We start from the raw sequence: 17635 nt of genomic DNA, 5'->3' as shown, positions 1-17635 counted from the left end.
CAGTATGCTAAAGACATTCATAGAAAGGCCCGTACTTTCCACCGTTATATCCATTATTCTGTTATTACTAGGCGGATTGGGGTTCCTTACCTTACCGGTAACCCAATACCCGGATATTGCCCCACCTACCGTACAGGTATCCGCTAGTTACCCAGGGGCCAATGCCGAAACCATTCTGGAAAGTGTAATAGTCCCCATTGAGGAGCAAATTAACGGGGTAGAGGACATGACCTATATTACCTCTACTGCCAGTAACACCGGTAGTGCTAGTATTACCGTGTATTTTGAGCAAGGGGTAGATCCCGATATTGCTGCGGTGAACGTACAAAACCGGGTTGCACGTGCCAATGCATTGTTGCCTGCAGAAGTAATCCGATCTGGAGTGATTACCCAAAAGCGACAAAGCTCGGCGCTTATGTACGCCTCCCTATACTCTACCAATCCAGATTATGACGATACCTTTGTACAGAACTACCTCAATATTAACGTTAAGCCAGAGTTACAACGTATTAAAGGGGTTGGGGATGTAAATGTTTTTGGAGGAAAGGACTATGCCATGCGCGTATGGTTAGACCCCGTAAAGCTAACCTCTTATAATTTAACCGTAACGGATGTTACCCAAGCCATTGGAGAGCAAAGTTTGGAAGCTGCTGCCGGATCCCTTGGTCAAAACTCTGGGGAATCCTTTGAGTATGTTATAAAGTACAAGGGGCGCTATAAGACTGCCGAAGAATATCAGAACATTATTATTAAATCGCTGGGAAATGGTCAGTTTCTAAAGCTAAGTGACGTTGCCGAAGTAGAATTAGATGCGTTTTCCTACACCTCTATTGGTCGCGCAAGGGGCTATCCCGGAGTCGGCTTTGGGGTTTTTCAAACTCCAGGCTCCAATGCACAACAGATCATAGAGCAGATCTATGAGAAAATGGATGAGCTAAAAGAGGGGTTCCCTCCTGGGGTGGACTATATTGTAAATTTCGATACCAATAAATTCCTCACAGCGTCCATGACTAAGGTGCAGATAACCTTAATTGAGGCGTTTTTATTGGTTTTCCTTGTGGTATTCCTCTTCCTTCAAGATTTTAAATCGACCTTAATTCCCGCTATTGCGGTGCCGGTATCCATTATAGGAACGTTTTTCTTCCTAAACCTTTTAGGCTATTCCCTGAACCTCCTTACCCTATTTGCCCTTCTTTTGGCAATTGGGATTGTTGTGGATGATGCCATTGTGGTTGTAGAAGCGGTACATGCAAAACTGGAGGATGGATACACCTCGGCAAAGAAGGCCTCCTTAAGCGCCATGAACGAAATTAGCGGGGCCATTGTTTCTATTACCTTGGTAATGGCAGCGGTTTTTATCCCCATTACCTTTATCCAAGGACCGTCTGGGGTTTTCTATGAACAATTTGGGGTTACCCTTTTAATCGCCATTCTTATTTCTGCGGTGAACGCCTTAACCCTGAGTCCGGCACTATGTGCCATCTTCCTTAAACCCACCAAAAAGGAAGGGGAAAAGAAAAAGACCGTCATCAATAGATTTTATACGGCCTTTAACGCTGGTTTTGAAGCCACCACGCACAAATACGTTAAATCCCTAAGGTTTTTAGTAAAGAACAGCTGGGTTACAGTAGTGATATTACTTGTATCTGTAGCGGGCATATGGTGGGCGAACAACACTACCCCTACAGGTTTTGTACCCTCTGAGGACAGGGGTGTGATCTTTATGAATATGGAGCTTCCTAAAGGCGCTTCCTTAGACCGAACCTTTAGTATTACCGAGGAAATCTATAAGTCTATTGAAAGCATAGAAGGGGTAAGAACCGCTTCCATACAAGGAGGAAGAAACTTTTTCTCCGGAGCGGGTAGCTCCTATGGTATGGGTTTTATCCTTCTAGAAGATTTTGATAAGCGAACCACTGATGAAACCTCCATAGAAACCATTATCCAACAGTTATTTGCCAAGACAGGGCATATCACAGATGCTAATATTATATTTTTCACCCCTCCTAGCATCCCGGGTTTTGGAGCTTCGGACGGATTTGAGGTACAGATTTTGGACCGCTCCGCAGGAAGCCTTAGGTCCATGGACACTATAGCAAACAATTTTGCCGCAGCCCTTACCCAACGTTCGGAAATTGGCTATGCCTCTAATTCCTTTAGTACGGATTTTCCTCAGCTGCAGATGGATATCAACATTCCGAAAGCCAAAGAAGCTGGGGTAGAGATAAGCAGTATACTGCGGACCTTACAAGGGTATATAGGTGGCTTGTACACGGCCGACTTTAGTAGGTTTGGAAAACAGTTTAGGGTGATGGTACAAGCAAAACCCGATGACCGCAGAGACGAAAACAGCCTAAATAGCATGTTTGTTAGGAATAACAATGGCGAAATGGCCCCGGTCTCCCAATTTGTAACCCTGAGCAGGGTCTATGGTCCACAGACGGTGAGTAGATTTAACCTATTTAATTCTGTAACTATAAATGGATCAGCAGCAGCAGGATATAGTTCGGGGGATGCAATTAAGGCCGTGACAGAGGTGGCAGAACAAAATCTACCTCAAAACTACGAGATTGCGTTTTCCGGAATTACACGGGAAGAAATAGCTTCGGCCGGCCAGTCTGGAGTCATCTTTTTGCTCAGTATTGTATTCGTGTATTTCTTTTTATCTGCCCAATACGAAAGTTATCTACTGCCATTTGCGGTTTTATTCTCACTCCCCGTTGGGGTAGCGGGCGCCTATTTATCGACCAAATTCCTTGGTTTGGAAAACAATATTTATTTCCAGATTGCCTTGATTATGCTGATAGGACTATTGGCAAAAAACGCCATTCTTATTGTGGAATTTGCTATTCAACGAAGAAGGCAGGGCCTCTCTATTACCGAGGCGGCCTTAGAGGGAGCTAGAGCTCGATTAAGACCTATTTTAATGACCTCCTTTGCATTTATCCTTGGGCTTATGCCATTGGTAGTAGCAAGGGGTGTAGGGGCCGCAGGTAACAATGCCATTGGTACAGGTGCCGTTGGCGGTATGTTAGTAGGAACAGTAGTCGGGGTTTTTATTATACCCGTCTTATTTATCCTTTTCCAGTGGCTTCAAGAAAAAGTTACTGGAGTTCCCACAGAAGAAACCATTGAAGAAAATTAGTAGAAGATATTATGCAAAACAACACTTTGTACCGACTGATCTTATTGACCATAATTCCGATATTGATGCAATCTTGTTTCTCTGCCAAGGATTATGTTAGACCTTCTTTGGAAAACGAGGCATTGTACCGTACCGATTATGTGATGACCGATAGCCTCAGCATGGCCACGGTATCATGGACCGAATTGTTCACCGATCCCATTTTAACGGATTATATCCACCAAGGGTTAGAAAACAACCTGGATATTAGGGTTGCACTTCAGAACATACAGGCGGCACAGGCTTATTTAAAACAAGGAAAATCGGGTTATTATCCTACCCTGGATGCCTCCGCTAGCTATGGCCGATCTACTTTTTCAGAAAACGGGCCGATGGGATTGAATGGCGGATCTGCCTCGGAACAGTATCAGCTTGCTGCTTCTCTTTCTTGGGAAGCCGATATCTGGGGTAAAATCAGAAGTATGGACAGAGCTGCCCAGGCCTCCTACCTACAAACTGTGGCAGCCCACCAGGCAGTAAAAACACACCTGATAGCCGCCATTGGCAGCACTTACTTTAGACTCTTGGCCTTGGATAGGCAAAAAGACCTCCTAAAAGAAACCATAGCGTCTAGAAAAAGTAGCCTTACTACTACACAAGCCCTTAAGGATGCCGGACAGGTAACGGAAGTGGCGGTAAAACAGACGGAGGCGCAATTGTACACTACCGAGATTTTGTTGATAGACCTAGAAAAGGATATAAAACTATTAGAGAATACCTTCTCCATCCTCCTAGGCGAAGCGGGGCAAACGGTCGTAAGAAGCACCCTGGAAGACCAGCAAATAAATACGGCATTAACCACGGGCGTCCCAGCAGACCTATTGGTTAACAGACCCGATGTTATGGCGGCCGAGTACAGCTTGATCAATGCTTTTGAACTAACCAATGTGGCAAGGAGCCAATTTTTCCCTTCCTTGCGACTCACTGCTTCGGGAGGATTTCAAAGCCTTGAATTGGATAATTTATTCAGTGCCAGCTCCCTATTCTCCAATTTAGCGGGATCCCTAGCACAGCCGCTATTGAACGGAAGAAGAATAAGAACACAGTACGAGGTATCACAGGCCCAACAGGAACAAGCCCTGCTAAACTTTAAAAAAACGCTCTTAATTGCGGGAAAAGAAGTTTCGGACGCTTTGTACACCTATGAGGCCGAAAGCCAGAAAATTGAAGCCCGAAAAAAGGAACTTGCCTCTTATACACTAGCAGAGACCTATTCTGAAGAACTATTGAACAACGGATTTGCCAATTACTTGGAAGTATTGACCGCCAGACAAAATGCGCTTAATTCCGAACTGAGATTAATAGACTCCCAATTTGGTAGGCTAAACGCCATTGTGACCCTGTATGAGGCCCTTGGTGGAGGCTGGCGATAGGCTGGCGCTTTTTCCGGGGGGCCAACGTATAGGTACGGTGCGCCCCTGAGCCGGGAACAAGTTGGGACGGTTATATGGGACAAGGGGCATCCTTTGTATTTATCGAGAAACCAATTTTGTAAATTTGAACAAAGGGAATACTTTAGATACCATAGCTTTAATTGAAGATTATGCCAACCACCAACTCCAACGCCCAAATTCAGCAAGAGCTCGTCAACAGCATCATCCATGGATTTGGAATTATATTCGGGATTGTAAGCATTCCCGTTTTAATAGCCTTTGCCATATCCAGCAATAACACTCCAGGAGTTATTGGAGCGGCCATTTATGGATTCTGTTTCCTGCAGCTTTTTACTTTCTCTACACTTTATCACGGGTTTCAACACCCGCAGGCCAAACGAATCTTTCAAATTCTGGATCACATCAGTATTTATTTCCTCATCTCTGGCACCTATACCCCATTTCTATTGATTTATTTAAATACCCCCTTTGGCATCACCCTTTTATCCGTGTTGTGGGGGCTAACGGCTGTAGGGATTATTTTCAAGATCTTTTTCACCGGGAAATGGAACCTTGTTTCCACCCTTATCTACATTGCCATGGGCTGCATTATGATCGTAGGGGGCCGCACTTTTTTTGAGACCATTCCTTCCGGAATAATGACGATGATTCTCATCGGGGGCGCCCTTTATCTTATTGGGGTTATTTTTTATCTGTGGAGAAAATATCCCTTTAATCATGCCATCTGGCACTTTTTTGTACTGGCAGCCGCAGTTTGTCACTACGTAGCCATTCTAATGGCGGTTTAAGGCCCTCGCTGGCCAGAAGGATAGGGAAAGACGCTAACGTAGCGAAAAGCCCTTAGCAGCCCACCATGGGTGTATTTCAATAGCGAGCCTACCCGCTGCTACCATGGGATCCAAATTAGCCAAGCTATCGGCCATCTTTAGGGTAGGTACATTGTAAATGGTGATCCCACGGATCTCCCCATCGTCGCCGAAGGGGCCGGAGATATCTGCATAGCCCAATTCGTACATGTTTCCCAAATGGGCCAGGTGGAGTGCCTGTAGACTATCTAGCTCCTCCTTGGATTGGGAGGTATTTGTGCCTCTTTTTAAAAAAGCCATAAAATATTGCTGCATCAAGATAGTATCCTTGGTTTTCTGGTCTACATAGTCGAAGATCTTAAATCCCCTTGCTTCCAACTCCCGTTTTGTCTCTAACACAGATACCTTTTCCGCGGGGAATTCCGCTTTGGCATCCACCGCTTTTTCGGGTGTTTCCTTACAGCCAATTACCAATACAAAAAGAAACAAATAGCCTAAATACTTCATTTTTCCCATGTTTTAAAAGGTTGCTTACTCAATTGCGAATTGTAATACTTGGGGTTTCCGGTGACCTCTTTCCCCAACCAATCCGGGATTTCAAACGGCTCGTCTTCCCGCTCCAATTCAACTTCGGCAACAATAAGTCCGCTATTATCGCCAAAGAATTCATCTATTTCAAATAGGTGTTTCCCCCTAGGAACCTCATACCTAATCTTCTCTATAACTCCTGGCTCGGCCAGTTTCAACAAGGCTTCCGCCTCTTTTAGAGGGAGTACGGTCTCCCATTCAAAACGGGTAGTACCCTGGTCATTCCCCTTTCCCTTAACGGTTAAAAACCCAGTATCGCCCTTTATGCGCACCCTTACCGTACGCAGGGGATCGGTATTGAGAAAACCTTGTACAATCCTGTTGGCATTCACCGAATCTTCTTTAAACGCCTCCGAATTCACTAAAAACTTACGTTCTATCTCTATCACTTTGTTGATTTGTTTTATTTTAATCCACCCACTTCTACCCCAATTCGTCCTTGGCTATCTTTCTAAGCTGATCCGATTCCAAATACAGCTGTTCGCATTTATTATTGGCCAACCAGACCATCGCCGCAGCAATGGCTTCCGGTCTTATGGACTTATACTTTTCCAAAGGCCCTACCAACACCAGATTCAACACCTTCATAAGCTGATTGGCCCACCATTCCCCTGGTCTTTTTTCTGCTCGTTTGCCCGATATTAGGGAAGGACGTAAAAAATGTGTTTTGGGAATATGATAATCCATTACAGCCTCTTCCATTTCACCTTTTAGCCTGTTATAACCAACCCTACTGTTGGCATTGGCTCCCAAAGCCGAAATAACCAATAGGGTATGGATGTTGTTTGCACTACAAAGTTTTGCCGTTGCTTCCGGAATCCCAAGATCTATTTCCCTATACATGGATGCGTCCGGCGTTTTGGCCTTGGTGGTTCCTATACAGCAATACACCTCATCTGCAGTAAAAAGAGATTTAAATTCTTCCAATTTCCTCAAATCCCCAAGATGCTCCTCCAATTTGGGGTGGGTAAATCCTACTGAAGATCTAGAAAAGAGTTTTATTTTAGCATAGCGATCATCTTTCAAGAGCATCTTCAGCAAAACACCACCTGTTAACCCGGTGGCTCCCAATATAATGGCAGATTTTGATTCTGCATCCATAGACTTATTATTTTTATCCAGTGCGAGTTTAACCAATAAATAGGTCCACTCCCCTATAGTTGTTATAAATTTACAGTATGAAAATGGATTTTCCGCTACGAAAAATAATCCATGTGGATATGGATGCGTTTTACGCTTCCGTAGAACAAATGGATGATCCTACCTTAAAAGGGAAACCCCTTGCCGTTGGCGGGGCCGAAAAAAGAGGGGTGGTAGCCGCGGCTAGTTATGAGGCAAGAAAATTTGGGGTGCGCAGCGCCATGAGCGGGTATCTCGCCAAAAAAAACTGCCCCGATCTTATTTTTGTGCCTCCCAGGTTTGATAGGTACAAGGAAATATCACTCCATATACGGCATATTTTTCTGGAATATACGGATTTAGTAGAACCCCTCTCCTTGGATGAGGCTTATTTAGACGTTACCAACAATAAAAAAGGAAATCCATCTGCCTCCCTAATTGCGACAGAAATACGAAAACGGATTTTGGAGGAGGTAGGGTTAACCGCATCGGCAGGAATTTCCATAAATAAGTTTATTGCCAAAATAGCCAGTGATTACAACAAGCCCAACGGACAGAAAACGGTAAACCCCGAAGAGGTACTACCTTTTTTGGAAAAACTGGAAATTCGAAAATTCCACGGGGTAGGGAAGGTAACCGCAGACAAGATGTATCAATTGGGAATATTTACCGGCTTGGACCTAAAACAAAAATCCTTGGAATTCCTTATGGAACATTTTGGAAAAGGCGGTCAGTATTACTACCAAGTGGTAAGGGGAATTCATTTAAGTCCGGTAAAGCCCAACCGGATTCCAAAATCGGTAGGTGCCGAAAGAACATTTCGCGAAAATTTGAGCAGTGAGGTCTTTATGCTGGAGCGTTTAAAGCATATTGCCAGCGAATTGGAACGCCGCCTCAAAAAGGCTAATATTGCAGGAAAGACCATCACCCTAAAAATAAAATATAGCGATTTTACCCTTCAGACACGGAGCAAAACCATTCCCTATTTCATTGCAGACCAAAATTTAATCTTGGAACTGGCGAAGGAATTGCTATATCAAGAAAAATTGGAGAACTCCGTGCGCTTACTCGGTATTTCACTCTCTAACCTAAACACGGAGAAAACCACCCCTGAAGCCCAGAAATCACTATCCGTACAGTTGAAGTTTGACCTATAGATAGGCATAAAAAAACCTGCTAGATCTTAAGACCCAGCAGGTGTTTGCTATAAAACTAATATGCTATTTATTTAGAAAAGCTTTCACTTCCTATTTCCGATACTCTTAGCGTATTTACCATTCCTTTTGCCTTTATAGGCATGGCAGCCAAGCTGATAAGCATATCGCCAACTTCCAAAAATCCTTTGTCGCAGGCCATTCTGTTAACATCCTCAATGGTCTCGTCTGTAGATACAAACTTATCGTAATAGAATGCCCTTACGCCCCATAGCAGGTTAAGCTGGGTAAGAATCCTTTTGTTGGAGGTAAAAACCAGAATATGTGCCTTAGGTCTCCAAGCAGAAATTTGAAATGCGGTATATCCGCTATTGGTAAGCGTAGAAATTGCCTTGGCTTTGGTCTCATTGGCCATATTGGCAGCATGAAAACAAATGGTTTTGGTAATATATCTATTGGTCCTGATGTGTGGGTGCTGGTGGGGAACTTTAATAAGGTCCGAGTTTTCCACACTCACTAGGATACTTGCCATCTTTTCTATCACCTGTACTGGGTAATTCCCTACAGAGGTCTCTCCGGAAAGCATTACCGCATCGGCCCCGTCCATTACGGAATTGGCCACATCATTAACCTCTGCCCTCGTTGGGGTAAGGCTGGTAATCATGGTCTCCATCATTTGAGTAGCAATGATCACAGGGATCCTTGCCTCTTTGGCACGCAGTACCAACTGCTTTTGGATAAGGGGCACTTCTTGGGCGGGAACTTCCACTCCCAAATCACCTCGGGCCACCATTAGACCATCACAATAAGCAACAATCTTATCGATGTTTTCTACCGCTTCTGGTTTTTCAATTTTTGCAATGATTGGGATCTTATGCTCGGAATGCTCCTTAATAATGTTTTGTAGGTCTATCAAATCCTGACTAAACCTTACAAAGGAAAGGGCAATCCAATCTACCTTCTGAGAGATCGCAAAGATGGCATCCTCCACATCCTTCTCTGTAAGTGCAGGCAAGGATATATTGGTATTGGGCAGGTTTACGCCTTTTTTGGATTTAAGGGGGCCCCCTTGAATCACTTTGGCCTTAACCGCATCTTTCTTATTGGTTGAAACTACTTCGAACATTAATTTCCCGTCATCCAACAGAATACGTTCTCCCGCCTTCACATCCCTTGGAAATTGGACATAGTTCATATATACTTTCTCCGAGTCCCCTTCAAAAGGTTCTCCCGTAACAAAGGTAATCTCGTCTCCTGGGGAAACAATCACCTCTTTGGCCATTACCCCCACCCGTAATTTAGGACCTTGCAAGTCTGCAAGAATGGACGTATTGGTCCCCAACTCCTCATTTAATTCGCGTATCATAGTAATGCGCTCCTTAACATCTTCGTAGTCGGCATGTGAAAAATTTATCCTAAAGACATCCACTCCTGCTCCTATCATGTCCCTAAGAACACTCTTCTTACTAGTAGCTGGACCTAGGGTGGCTACTATTTTTGTCTTTTTTAATGCTGGCATTCTAATAAAATATTAAATTATTTCTTGATTTCAGTTTGTTTACATCCACGCTATAGGCAGTAATCACCTTTGGGATGGTTAGCACGGCCTTGAGAATTTTCTCCTCCAAGTCCAGTTCATCATGCGCTACCTTTAAAAAATAATCTACGTCCTTGTACTCTGGAATTAGACTATAGGCAGTAATTGAGGGCTGGTCCTGGAAAAGGTTTCCAACGTTTAATTCTTCCTTTCCTACGCTATTATTACTAACCAGGGTATAATAACGATCATTGATTTCATCCCTCCAATCAAAGAACGGAAACATCCCGTTGGAGGTTATCTCCAGATCCTTTTTTGTTCGTTTTAGTTTTAATTTCAGACAAGCGTTCAGTGCATACACCAGCGAGTAATCTTCTCTGCTAGAGTGTAAAGCGATTAAGGTAAAATCTTCATCATAAAAATCTTCCGAAATTTTATATATCGCCGCCATACTTTCCGTGAAAAGTCGTAAATATAGGGTTAATAAAGAAACAAGCCTAGTCTATAGAACCTATAAAAACATCCAGAAGCAACTAAAACGTTGGAGTTCACCATATTTTCACCTAAGAATTTTTCATTTTGTCTTGTAAGGCAAAGTAAGCTCTTTTGGCAGCTCGCTCTTCTGCTTTCTTCTTAGAGGTAGCCCTTGCCTTTGCCACCACCTTACTATCTATCTTCAACTTTACAGCGAAATGTTTAACGGTATCGTTGCCCGTATCCTCATATATTTCAAAGTTAAAGGATTTTTTTTGCTTTTGGCACCACTCGATCACCAGACTTTTATAACTGATCACCTTCCCCTCTAACTGCTCAATATCTACGTAGGGCGCAATCACCCGTTCGGCAATAAATTTTTCACAATATTTATATCCCCTATCCAAGTAAATAGCGCCCACCAGCGCTTCAAAAACATTACCGTGGATATTATCCCCAAAACGCGATTTCGGGATTTTACTTTCCACAAAATCGATAAGCTGCAGGTCTTTTCCCAATTCATTGAGGTGCTCCCTACTTACAATCTTAGACCTCATTTTGGTAAGGTACCCCTCATCGCCCTGGGGCACTTTGGTATACAAATGCTTGGAGATAATGGTTCCTAGCATCGCATCTCCCAAAAACTCCAAGCGCTCATAGTTAACGGGGTTACCATCATCATCTCGCCAATTGGCAGACCGATGAACGAAGGCTTTTTGATAAATTTCCAGGTTTTTGGGCTTAAAACCCAAAATATTCTTCATTCCCAAAAAAAAATTCCCATCCTTTTTGGAATGGGAATAAAATAAATTGGAAGGAAAGTTCATAACCTGATGACTTAACTAATTTTTTTGAAAATAACACACGCATTGTGTCCACCAAATCCAAAGGTATTGCTCAAAGCAACATTTACTTCCCTTTCCTGCGCTTTGTTAAGCGTTAGATTAAGTTTTGGATCTATCTTATCATCTACCGTAGTGTGGTTGATGGTAGGCGGCACCAAACTGTGTTCCATCGCCAAGATGGAAGCAATGGCTTCTACAGCTCCTGCAGCACCCAACAAATGTCCGGTCATGGATTTTGTAGAGTTGATATTGATATTTGGGGCATGATCTCCAAATACCTCGGTAATGGCCTTTAATTCTGCCACATCCCCAAGGGGTGTAGACGTACCGTGGGTGTTAATAGCATCCACGTCTTCCGGTTTTAATCCGGCATCCCTTAGACAGTTTTCCATTACCCGAATCACACCTGTTCCTTCGGGATGTGGTGCAGTCATGTGATAAGCATCACTAGACAATCCTCCACCCACTACTTCGGCGTATATTTTGGCACCCCTTGCTTTGGCATGCTCGTATTCTTCTAGTATTAAAGCTCCGGCTCCTTCACCAAGAACAAATCCGTCCCTAGTGGCATCAAATGGCCTAGAAGCTGTTTCGGGTTCATCGTTTCTTGTAGAAAGTGCATGCATGGCTCCAAAACCACCCATACCTGCAATGGTCACAGCAGCTTCACTACCACCGGTTACCACGACATCACAAGTCCCCAAACGAATCGTATTTAACGCGTCTATAATAGCATTGGCCGCAGAGGCACATGCTGAGACGGTTGTATAATTGGGCCCCATAAATCCATGCTTAATGGAAATATTCCCTGGAGCAATATCTGCAATCATCTTAGGAATGAAGAATGGGTTGAACCGTGGGGTCCCATCTCCCTTCGCAAAATCCATGACTTCGTTTTGAAAAGTTTCCAAGCCGCCAATTCCTGCTCCCCAGATTACTCCAGTCCTAAACTTGTCTATCTTATCCAAATCCAAACCAGAATCCTTTATGGCCTCATCCGAAGCTATAAGGGCATATTGCGCAAACCTATCCAGTTTACGTCCTTCTTTCCTATCAAAATAATCTTCGGTTTTATACCCTTTTAGCTCGCACGCAAATTTCACCTTAAACTTCTCAGTATCGTAGTAGGTAATAGGTGCAGAGCCGCTTTTTCCGTTCTTAAGACCCTCCCAGTATTCCTCTATATTATTGCCTATGGGCGTTAAAGCTCCAAGACCAGTAACCACAACTCGCTTTAATTGCATTGAAACAGATTTTTGTTTATCCTAATAAGTAATGCGTAAATTAAAAAAAATTATCCATGCAGCGTCCTTACCACATGGATAATTTTGAAACTTGTTCAAGAATTCATAAAATTACTTGGCTTCTTCTATATAACTTATAGCTTGACCAACTGTAGCAATATTCTCTGCTTGATCATCCGGAATCTGGATATCAAATTCCTTTTCGAATTCCATTATCAACTCAACAGTATCCAATGAATCCGCGCCTAAGTCGTTGGTAAAGCTAGCTTCGGTTACCACTTCGTTCTCGTCAACACCTAACTTATCTACGATGATAGCTTTTACTCTTGATGCAATGTCTGACATAATAATATCGGTTTTAAAAATTTAAATTGATTGGCAAAAATAAAAAACTTTAGATTAATACCACCATTTGTCCTTAAAATGTAACCTAATTTAATAAATTTAAGTACAAGAGTAGTACTTTTACCCAAAATTTTTTCCGATTTCTAGCCCTTAACACCTAATGAAAACAATTGTACTTTTTGCTTCCGGATCTGGTTCCAATGTAGAAAACATCATCGAATACTTTAAGGACAGTACCGAGGTCCAGGTTAAATGTGTGCTCTCCAACAATAGAAAGGCCATGGTTTTTGAGCGATGCAATCGCCTACATATTAGCGCCCTTTATTTTAACAGGACTTCCTTTTACAAATCGGATTGCGTATTGGATGTTCTTAGATCTTTAAATCCAGATCTAATAGTTTTAGCTGGGTTTCTATGGAAAATTCCTGAAAACCTCATTCAAAATTTCCCCAACAAAATTGTAAATATCCACCCCGCTCTATTGCCAAAGTATGGGGGCAAGGGAATGTACGGCATGCATGTGCACCAAGCCGTGAAAGAAAACAAGGAGACGGAGACAGGGATTACCATACATTATGTCAATGAAAATTACGATGAGGGCGCTATCATCGCCCAGGAAAGTGTATCTCTGGATGCTACAGACACTCCGGAGACCATTGCAGAAAAGGTACACCAACTGGAATACGAACACTTCCCTAAAGTGATCCACAAAATTATAAGGGAATTATAATGGCCAAAAACAATAAATTCTATACAGTTTGGAAGGGATTAAAGCCCGGCATTTACGAAAGCTGGAAAGAATGTAAAGCAGCCATCAATAATTATAAGGGCGCCCAATACAAGTCGTTTCCCACCCGCGAGGCCGCCCAAAAAGCCTTTAATGGAAATTACGAGGACTACAAGGGCAAAAACACCAAAACCCAGGGTTTGACCCCACAAGAACTTTCAAAAATAGGCGCCCCCAATTACCATTCCATTTCCGTGGATGCCGCTTCTAGTGGCAATCCCGGCATCATGGAATACCGTGGGGTGGATACCAAGACCAAAAAAGAGCTCTTTAGGCAAGGCCCCTTTAAACAGGGCACCAATAATATAGGGGAGTTTTTAGCGCTGGTACACGGACTCGCGTATTTGAAACGGCACAATAGCAATAGGATTATCTATACGGATTCTAGAACGGCCATGAGCTGGGTGCGCAAAAAGAAATGCAACTCCAAGCTAACGGAATCTACTAAAAACAAAGACGTCTACGAACTGGTTAGGCGAGCAGAGAACTGGCTACAGACCAATACCTATACTACGGTAATTGTAAAATGGGAAACCAAGGCCTGGGGAGAGATTCCTGCCGATTTTGGGAGGAAGTAAAAGGTAATAGAAGCTTACTAAAAGGTAGCTCTCCTCTAAGATTCCGCAATTTCATATTTAGCACAAGCAAAATGATGCTCGCGCTAGCATAGGCGCTACAAATTCACAAATCCTGCCAATTAAGACAGCTACTGCGTGTCAGCCTATTCAGTCAGGCCAGCCTACCTATTTCGAAAGATAGGCGACGTCGCCCGTACCAAAACCAATATAAACATGCAAAACAACCGCAGAAAAATGTTCACGCTAGCTTGTATAGTAAATTCAAAATATTTAAAAATTGATTTCCAACCCTATTGCATTGGTATTTCAATATCCTATCTTTGCACAAATTTTAAGACTTAATGGGCAAACTATTAATTGTAGGCACTGTTGCCTTTGATGCTATTGAGACCCCTTTTGGGAAAACAGACAAAATTCTGGGCGGGGCGGCAACCTTTATAGGACTGGCAGCCTCCCAATTTAATCTGAAATCGGCCATCGTCTCAGTGGTTGGTGAAGATTTCCCCCAAGAATATTTAGACTTACTTTCTAGCAAGAACATAGATATTACGGGCCTACAAGTAGTAAAAGGCGGAAAAACCTTTTTTTGGAGCGGTAAATACCACAACGACCTAAACTCTAGGGACACCTTGTCTACCGAACTTAATGTATTGGCCGATTTTGAACCTTTAGTTCCAGAAAATTTTAAGGATGCAGACGTAGTGATGCTGGGCAATTTGCACCCTAGCACACAATTAAGTGTAATTAATCAGATGGAAGAACGACCAAAGCTAATAGTATTGGATACCATGAATTTTTGGATGGACCATGCTTTGGACGAATTAATGGAAGTTATTAAGCATATAGACGTTATCACCATAAACGACGAAGAAGCCAGGCAGCTTACTGGAGAATATTCTTTGGTAAAGGCAGCTGAAAAGATTCAGGAAATGGGTCCAAAATTCGTTGTCATCAAAAAAGGAGAGCACGGTGCCCTGTTATTCCAGGGATCCAAAGTGTTTTTTGCCCCTGCACTTCCCCTAGAGGAGGTTTTTGACCCTACTGGAGCGGGCGACACCTTTGCCGGTGGTTTTACCGGATATTTGGCCGAGTATAAGAATGCTAATTTCAGCAGTCTTAAACGCGCCGTTATCCACGGATCTAACCTCGCCTCGTTCTGCGTGGAGAAATTTGGAACCGAACGCATGACAAATTTAGACAAAGAAGAAGTAAACAACAGGTTGATCCAATTTAGGGAATTGACCCAATTTGATATAGAATTACAATAATCGCATGCCTTGAACTTTCAAGGCATTTTTAATTCCAGAATAAATGAGCGACGCCATTAAGCACGAGTGTGGAGTTTCCCTAATAAGGTTGCTAAAGCCATTGGAGTATTACAAAGAAAAATACGGTACTGCCTTTTACGGAGTAAATAAGATGTACCTAATGATGGAAAAACAGCACAACCGGGGTCAGGATGGAGCTGGATTTGCCAGCATAAAGTTAGACATGGAGGTTGGCGAAAGGTATATGAGTCGGGTACGATCCATAGACAAGCAACCCATACAGGATATTTTTGCGCAGATCAACGACCGCATCAACACCAGCCTAAAGGAAAACCCAGAATACGCTGATGATGTAGCCAAGCAAAAACGCTACATTCCGTATATTGGAGAGGTGCTTTTAGGGCACGTTCGCTACGGGACCTTTGGCAAAAACAGTATAGAAAGTGTACATCCCTTTCTAAGACAGAACAACTGGATGCACAGGAATCTTATTGTTGCCGGAAACTTTAACATGACCAATGTTAATGAGCTTTTTGACAACCTGATTCAAATAGGCCAACATCCTAAAGAAAAGGCCGATACCGTAACCGTTATGGAAAAGATTGGTCACTTTTTGGATGATGCGGTTGCCAAATTGTACAAGGAAATTAAAAAGGAGGGCTTTAATAAAAGGGAGGCCTCCCCCATTATTGCCGAAAGGCTAAACGTGGCCAAAATTCTAAAGCGGGCTGCAAAGAACTTTGACGGTGGCTATACGATGGCCGGAATGTTAGGCCATGGCGACTCTTTTGTTCTTAGGGACCCCGCTGGGATACGCCCTGCCTATTACTATATAGACGACGAGGTGGCTGCTGTAGCTTCCGAAAGACCGGCCATACAGACCGTTTTTAACGTTGCTTTTGAAGATGTTAAGGAGCTAGCTCCTGGACATGCAATTATCATCAAGAAAAACGGCAAGGTAAAAATCAAAAAGATTGTAGAGCCTACGGAGCGTAAGGCGTGTTCTTTTGAACGTATTTATTTCTCTAGGGGAAGCGATAAGGAAATTTACCAGGAAAGAAAAGAGTTGGGAAAATTACTGTTCCCCTTGATCCTTAAATCCATTAAAGAGGATATAAGAAATACCGTGTTCTCTTATATCCCCAACACGGCCGAAACTTCCTTCTTTGGAATGGTAATCGCCGCTCAGAATTATATGAACAAAAAGAAAGAGGAACAGATTCTTTCTATTGGTAGGAAAATTACGGCAGAGGAATTACACGATATCCTAGAAGTACGGCCAAGAATAGAAAAGGTGGCTATTAAAGACGCCAAGCTAAGAACGTTTATTACCCAAGATAATGGTAGGGACGATCTGGTAGCACATGTATATGACATTTCCTATGGATCTGTAAAAAAGGGCGACAACCTGGTTATTATTGACGATAGTATTGTACGGGGCACCACTCTTAAAAAGAGTATCTTAGGTATATTGGACCGCTTATCTCCCAAGAAAATTGTGGTGGTTTCGTCTGCACCTCAGATCCGCTATCCCGACTGCTATGGAATAGATATGGCTAAACTGGAAGACTTTGTTGCTTTTAGGGCCGCGCTGGAATTGCATAAAGACCGGGGCACCATGCATTTAGTAGAGGAAATCTATCAAAAGTGCGTTAATCAAGTGAACAACCCAGACGCCAAAATCATCAACTATGTAAAAGAGTTTTACGATCCCTTTACGGATGAGGAATTATCCGAAAAGATCGGCGAAATATTAAGTCCGCCAGACATTAAGGCAGAGGTTGAAATTATCTTCCAGACTATTGACAACTTACACCTAGCCTGTCCACAGAATTTAGGAGACTGGTATTTTACGGGGGATTATCCCACGCCAGGTGGTAATAGGGTAGTAAATAAGGCATTCATAAACTTTTATGAAGGCAAAAACGAAAGAGCCTATTAATTGACTTGTAGAATGGGATAAAAGGGAATTTCATCGGTAAAAATCACTTTTTATCGCAGTTTTAACCTATGTCGCACAGACTGCTATTAAATTAGCAGTACCATAGCATAAGTAGAATTAAGTTCATGGTAAGATTTGGGGCAAAAAGGGCGGGGTATTCCCCCGCCTTTTTTATTTTCTACTATTTTCTCCCTACCACCTCCACATACCAGCCTCTTTTTTACCAAAAGATGCATTTCAACTCTTTTAAGCAGACATTCATCCAAAACCTTTTTTCCCTTTCCTTGGTAATCTTATGTTTGGAGTACCATAGCATAAGTAGGTTAAGTTTATGGTAAGATTTGGGGAAAAAGGCAGAGCGATAAGCTCT

The 17635-nt window shown here is 42.8% G+C and carries 16 protein-coding genes; 8 read left to right on the top strand and 8 right to left on the bottom strand.

Features of this window, described 5'->3' with window-relative positions; translation table 11 throughout:
• Nucleotides 1-4 precede the first annotated feature (4 nt).
• From BV214_RS01575 to trhA, 3 genes are all read left to right on the top strand, one after another.
• Nucleotides 5-3145 (top strand): efflux RND transporter permease subunit, encoded by a 3141-nt coding sequence (locus BV214_RS01575; protein ID WP_086475713.1) that lies wholly within the window; start codon nucleotides 5-7, stop codon nucleotides 3143-3145.
• An 11-nt stretch (nucleotides 3146-3156) separates the two neighbouring features.
• Nucleotides 3157-4557: an efflux transporter outer membrane subunit gene (locus BV214_RS01570; protein ID WP_086475712.1), complete on the top strand. Its 1401-nt coding sequence runs from the start codon at nucleotides 3157-3159 to the stop codon at nucleotides 4555-4557.
• Nucleotides 4558-4727: 170 nt separating this feature from the next.
• Nucleotides 4728-5366 carry a PAQR family membrane homeostasis protein TrhA gene (gene trhA, locus BV214_RS01565; protein WP_086475711.1) on the top strand — a complete coding sequence of 213 codons (639 nt, stop codon included), beginning with the start codon at nucleotides 4728-4730 and terminating at the stop codon, nucleotides 5364-5366.
• A 33-nt stretch (nucleotides 5367-5399) separates the two neighbouring features.
• Here trhA and BV214_RS01560 read toward each other — a convergent pair whose 3' ends face one another.
• Genes BV214_RS01560 through BV214_RS01550 form a run of 3 tightly spaced genes read right to left on the bottom strand, consistent with a single transcriptional unit; the run spans nucleotide 5400 to nucleotide 7073 of the window.
• Nucleotides 5400-5891 (bottom strand): YciI family protein, encoded by a 492-nt coding sequence (locus BV214_RS01560; protein ID WP_140157700.1) that lies wholly within the window; start codon nucleotides 5889-5891, stop codon nucleotides 5400-5402.
• Complete coding sequence (locus BV214_RS01555) at nucleotides 5888-6361, bottom strand: CYTH domain-containing protein (protein ID WP_086475710.1); 474 nt, start codon at nucleotides 6359-6361, stop codon at nucleotides 5888-5890. The genes BV214_RS01560 and BV214_RS01555 overlap by 4 nt, the downstream gene beginning before the upstream one ends.
• 34 nt (nucleotides 6362-6395) lie before the next feature.
• Nucleotides 6396-7073 carry a Rossmann-fold NAD(P)-binding domain-containing protein gene (locus BV214_RS01550; RefSeq protein WP_086475709.1) on the bottom strand — a complete coding sequence of 226 codons (678 nt, stop codon included), beginning with the start codon at nucleotides 7071-7073 and terminating at the stop codon, nucleotides 6396-6398.
• A 77-nt stretch (nucleotides 7074-7150) separates the two neighbouring features.
• Here BV214_RS01550 and dinB point away from each other — a divergent pair, with 77 nt between their 5' ends.
• The gene (gene dinB, locus BV214_RS01545; protein ID WP_086475708.1) at nucleotides 7151-8248 is read left to right on the top strand and encodes a DNA polymerase IV; all 1098 of its coding nucleotides are present in this window, start codon (nucleotides 7151-7153) and stop codon (nucleotides 8246-8248) included.
• A 67-nt stretch (nucleotides 8249-8315) separates the two neighbouring features.
• Here dinB and pyk read toward each other — a convergent pair whose 3' ends face one another.
• The 5 genes from pyk to BV214_RS01520 all read right to left on the bottom strand — a co-directional run bounded on the left by pyk (nucleotide 8316) and on the right by BV214_RS01520 (nucleotide 12690).
• Nucleotides 8316-9764: a pyruvate kinase gene (gene pyk / locus BV214_RS01540; RefSeq protein WP_086475707.1), complete on the bottom strand. Its 1449-nt coding sequence runs from the start codon at nucleotides 9762-9764 to the stop codon at nucleotides 8316-8318.
• 1 nt (nucleotide 9765) lies between these two features.
• On the bottom strand, nucleotides 9766-10233 hold the full coding sequence (locus BV214_RS01535; protein WP_086475706.1) for an IPExxxVDY family protein: 468 nt from the start codon (nucleotides 10231-10233) through the stop codon (nucleotides 9766-9768).
• 112 nt (nucleotides 10234-10345) lie between these two features.
• A complete protein-coding gene (gene rnc, locus BV214_RS01530) occupies nucleotides 10346-11083 on the bottom strand; it encodes a ribonuclease III (protein WP_086475705.1) in 738 nt (245 codons plus the stop codon).
• 11 nt (nucleotides 11084-11094) lie between these two features.
• The gene (gene fabF, locus BV214_RS01525; RefSeq protein ID WP_086475704.1) at nucleotides 11095-12345 is read right to left on the bottom strand and encodes a beta-ketoacyl-ACP synthase II; all 1251 of its coding nucleotides are present in this window, start codon (nucleotides 12343-12345) and stop codon (nucleotides 11095-11097) included.
• Nucleotides 12346-12456: 111 nt separating this feature from the next.
• Nucleotides 12457-12690: an acyl carrier protein gene (locus BV214_RS01520; protein WP_008269813.1), complete on the bottom strand. Its 234-nt coding sequence runs from the start codon at nucleotides 12688-12690 to the stop codon at nucleotides 12457-12459.
• Nucleotides 12691-12850: 160 nt separating this feature from the next.
• Between BV214_RS01520 and purN the strand changes: the two genes are divergently transcribed.
• The 4 genes from purN to BV214_RS01500 all read left to right on the top strand — a co-directional run bounded on the left by purN (nucleotide 12851) and on the right by BV214_RS01500 (nucleotide 17265).
• A complete protein-coding gene (gene purN / locus BV214_RS01515) occupies nucleotides 12851-13420 on the top strand; it encodes a phosphoribosylglycinamide formyltransferase (protein ID WP_086475703.1) in 570 nt (189 codons plus the stop codon).
• Nucleotides 13420-14055 carry a ribonuclease H1 domain-containing protein gene (locus tag BV214_RS01510; RefSeq protein ID WP_086475702.1) on the top strand — a complete coding sequence of 212 codons (636 nt, stop codon included), beginning with the start codon at nucleotides 13420-13422 and terminating at the stop codon, nucleotides 14053-14055. The genes purN and BV214_RS01510 overlap by 1 nt, the downstream gene beginning before the upstream one ends.
• Nucleotides 14056-14396: 341 nt before the next feature.
• Complete coding sequence (locus BV214_RS01505; protein ID WP_086475701.1) at nucleotides 14397-15323, top strand: PfkB family carbohydrate kinase; 927 nt, start codon at nucleotides 14397-14399, stop codon at nucleotides 15321-15323.
• A gap of 43 nt (nucleotides 15324-15366) precedes the next feature.
• Nucleotides 15367-17265 (top strand): amidophosphoribosyltransferase, encoded by a 1899-nt coding sequence (locus BV214_RS01500; RefSeq protein WP_086475700.1) that lies wholly within the window; start codon nucleotides 15367-15369, stop codon nucleotides 17263-17265.
• The last annotated feature ends 370 nt before the right edge of the window (nucleotides 17266-17635 follow it).

Source organism: Arenibacter amylolyticus, assembly GCF_002150785.1.
GTDB classification, from domain to species: domain Bacteria; phylum Bacteroidota; class Bacteroidia; order Flavobacteriales; family Flavobacteriaceae; genus Arenibacter; species Arenibacter amylolyticus.
Note: the sequence above shows the minus strand (reverse complement) of the source record. Positions and strands in the feature narration are given on the sequence as shown.

Bases quoted from the DNA above. Each gene is read 5' to 3' on its own strand.
- BV214_RS01575 (WP_086475713.1), top strand. From the start codon at position 5: ATGCTAAAGACATTCATAGAAAGGCCCGTACTTTCCACCGTTATATCC.
- BV214_RS01570 (WP_086475712.1), top strand. From the start codon at position 3,157: ATGCAAAACAACACTTTGTACCGACTGATCTTATTGACCATAATTCCG.
- trhA (WP_086475711.1), top strand. From the start codon at position 4,728: ATGCCAACCACCAACTCCAACGCCCAAATTCAGCAAGAGCTCGTCAAC.
- BV214_RS01560 (WP_140157700.1), bottom strand. From the start codon at position 5,891: ATGAAGTATTTAGGCTATTTGTTTCTTTTTGTATTGGTAATTGGCTGT.
- BV214_RS01550 (WP_086475709.1), bottom strand. From the start codon at position 7,073: ATGGATGCAGAATCAAAATCTGCCATTATATTGGGAGCCACCGGGTTA.
- dinB (WP_086475708.1), top strand. From the start codon at position 7,151: ATGAAAATGGATTTTCCGCTACGAAAAATAATCCATGTGGATATGGAT.
- pyk (WP_086475707.1), bottom strand. From the start codon at position 9,764: ATGCCAGCATTAAAAAAGACAAAAATAGTAGCCACCCTAGGTCCAGCT.
- BV214_RS01535 (WP_086475706.1), bottom strand. From the start codon at position 10,233: ATGGCGGCGATATATAAAATTTCGGAAGATTTTTATGATGAAGATTTT.
- rnc (WP_086475705.1), bottom strand. From the start codon at position 11,083: ATGAACTTTCCTTCCAATTTATTTTATTCCCATTCCAAAAAGGATGGG.
- fabF (WP_086475704.1), bottom strand. From the start codon at position 12,345: ATGCAATTAAAGCGAGTTGTGGTTACTGGTCTTGGAGCTTTAACGCCC.
- BV214_RS01520 (WP_008269813.1), bottom strand. From the start codon at position 12,690: ATGTCAGACATTGCATCAAGAGTAAAAGCTATCATCGTAGATAAGTTA.
- purN (WP_086475703.1), top strand. From the start codon at position 12,851: ATGAAAACAATTGTACTTTTTGCTTCCGGATCTGGTTCCAATGTAGAA.
- BV214_RS01510 (WP_086475702.1), top strand. From the start codon at position 13,420: ATGGCCAAAAACAATAAATTCTATACAGTTTGGAAGGGATTAAAGCCC.
- BV214_RS01505 (WP_086475701.1), top strand. From the start codon at position 14,397: ATGGGCAAACTATTAATTGTAGGCACTGTTGCCTTTGATGCTATTGAG.
- BV214_RS01500 (WP_086475700.1), top strand. From the start codon at position 15,367: ATGAGCGACGCCATTAAGCACGAGTGTGGAGTTTCCCTAATAAGGTTG.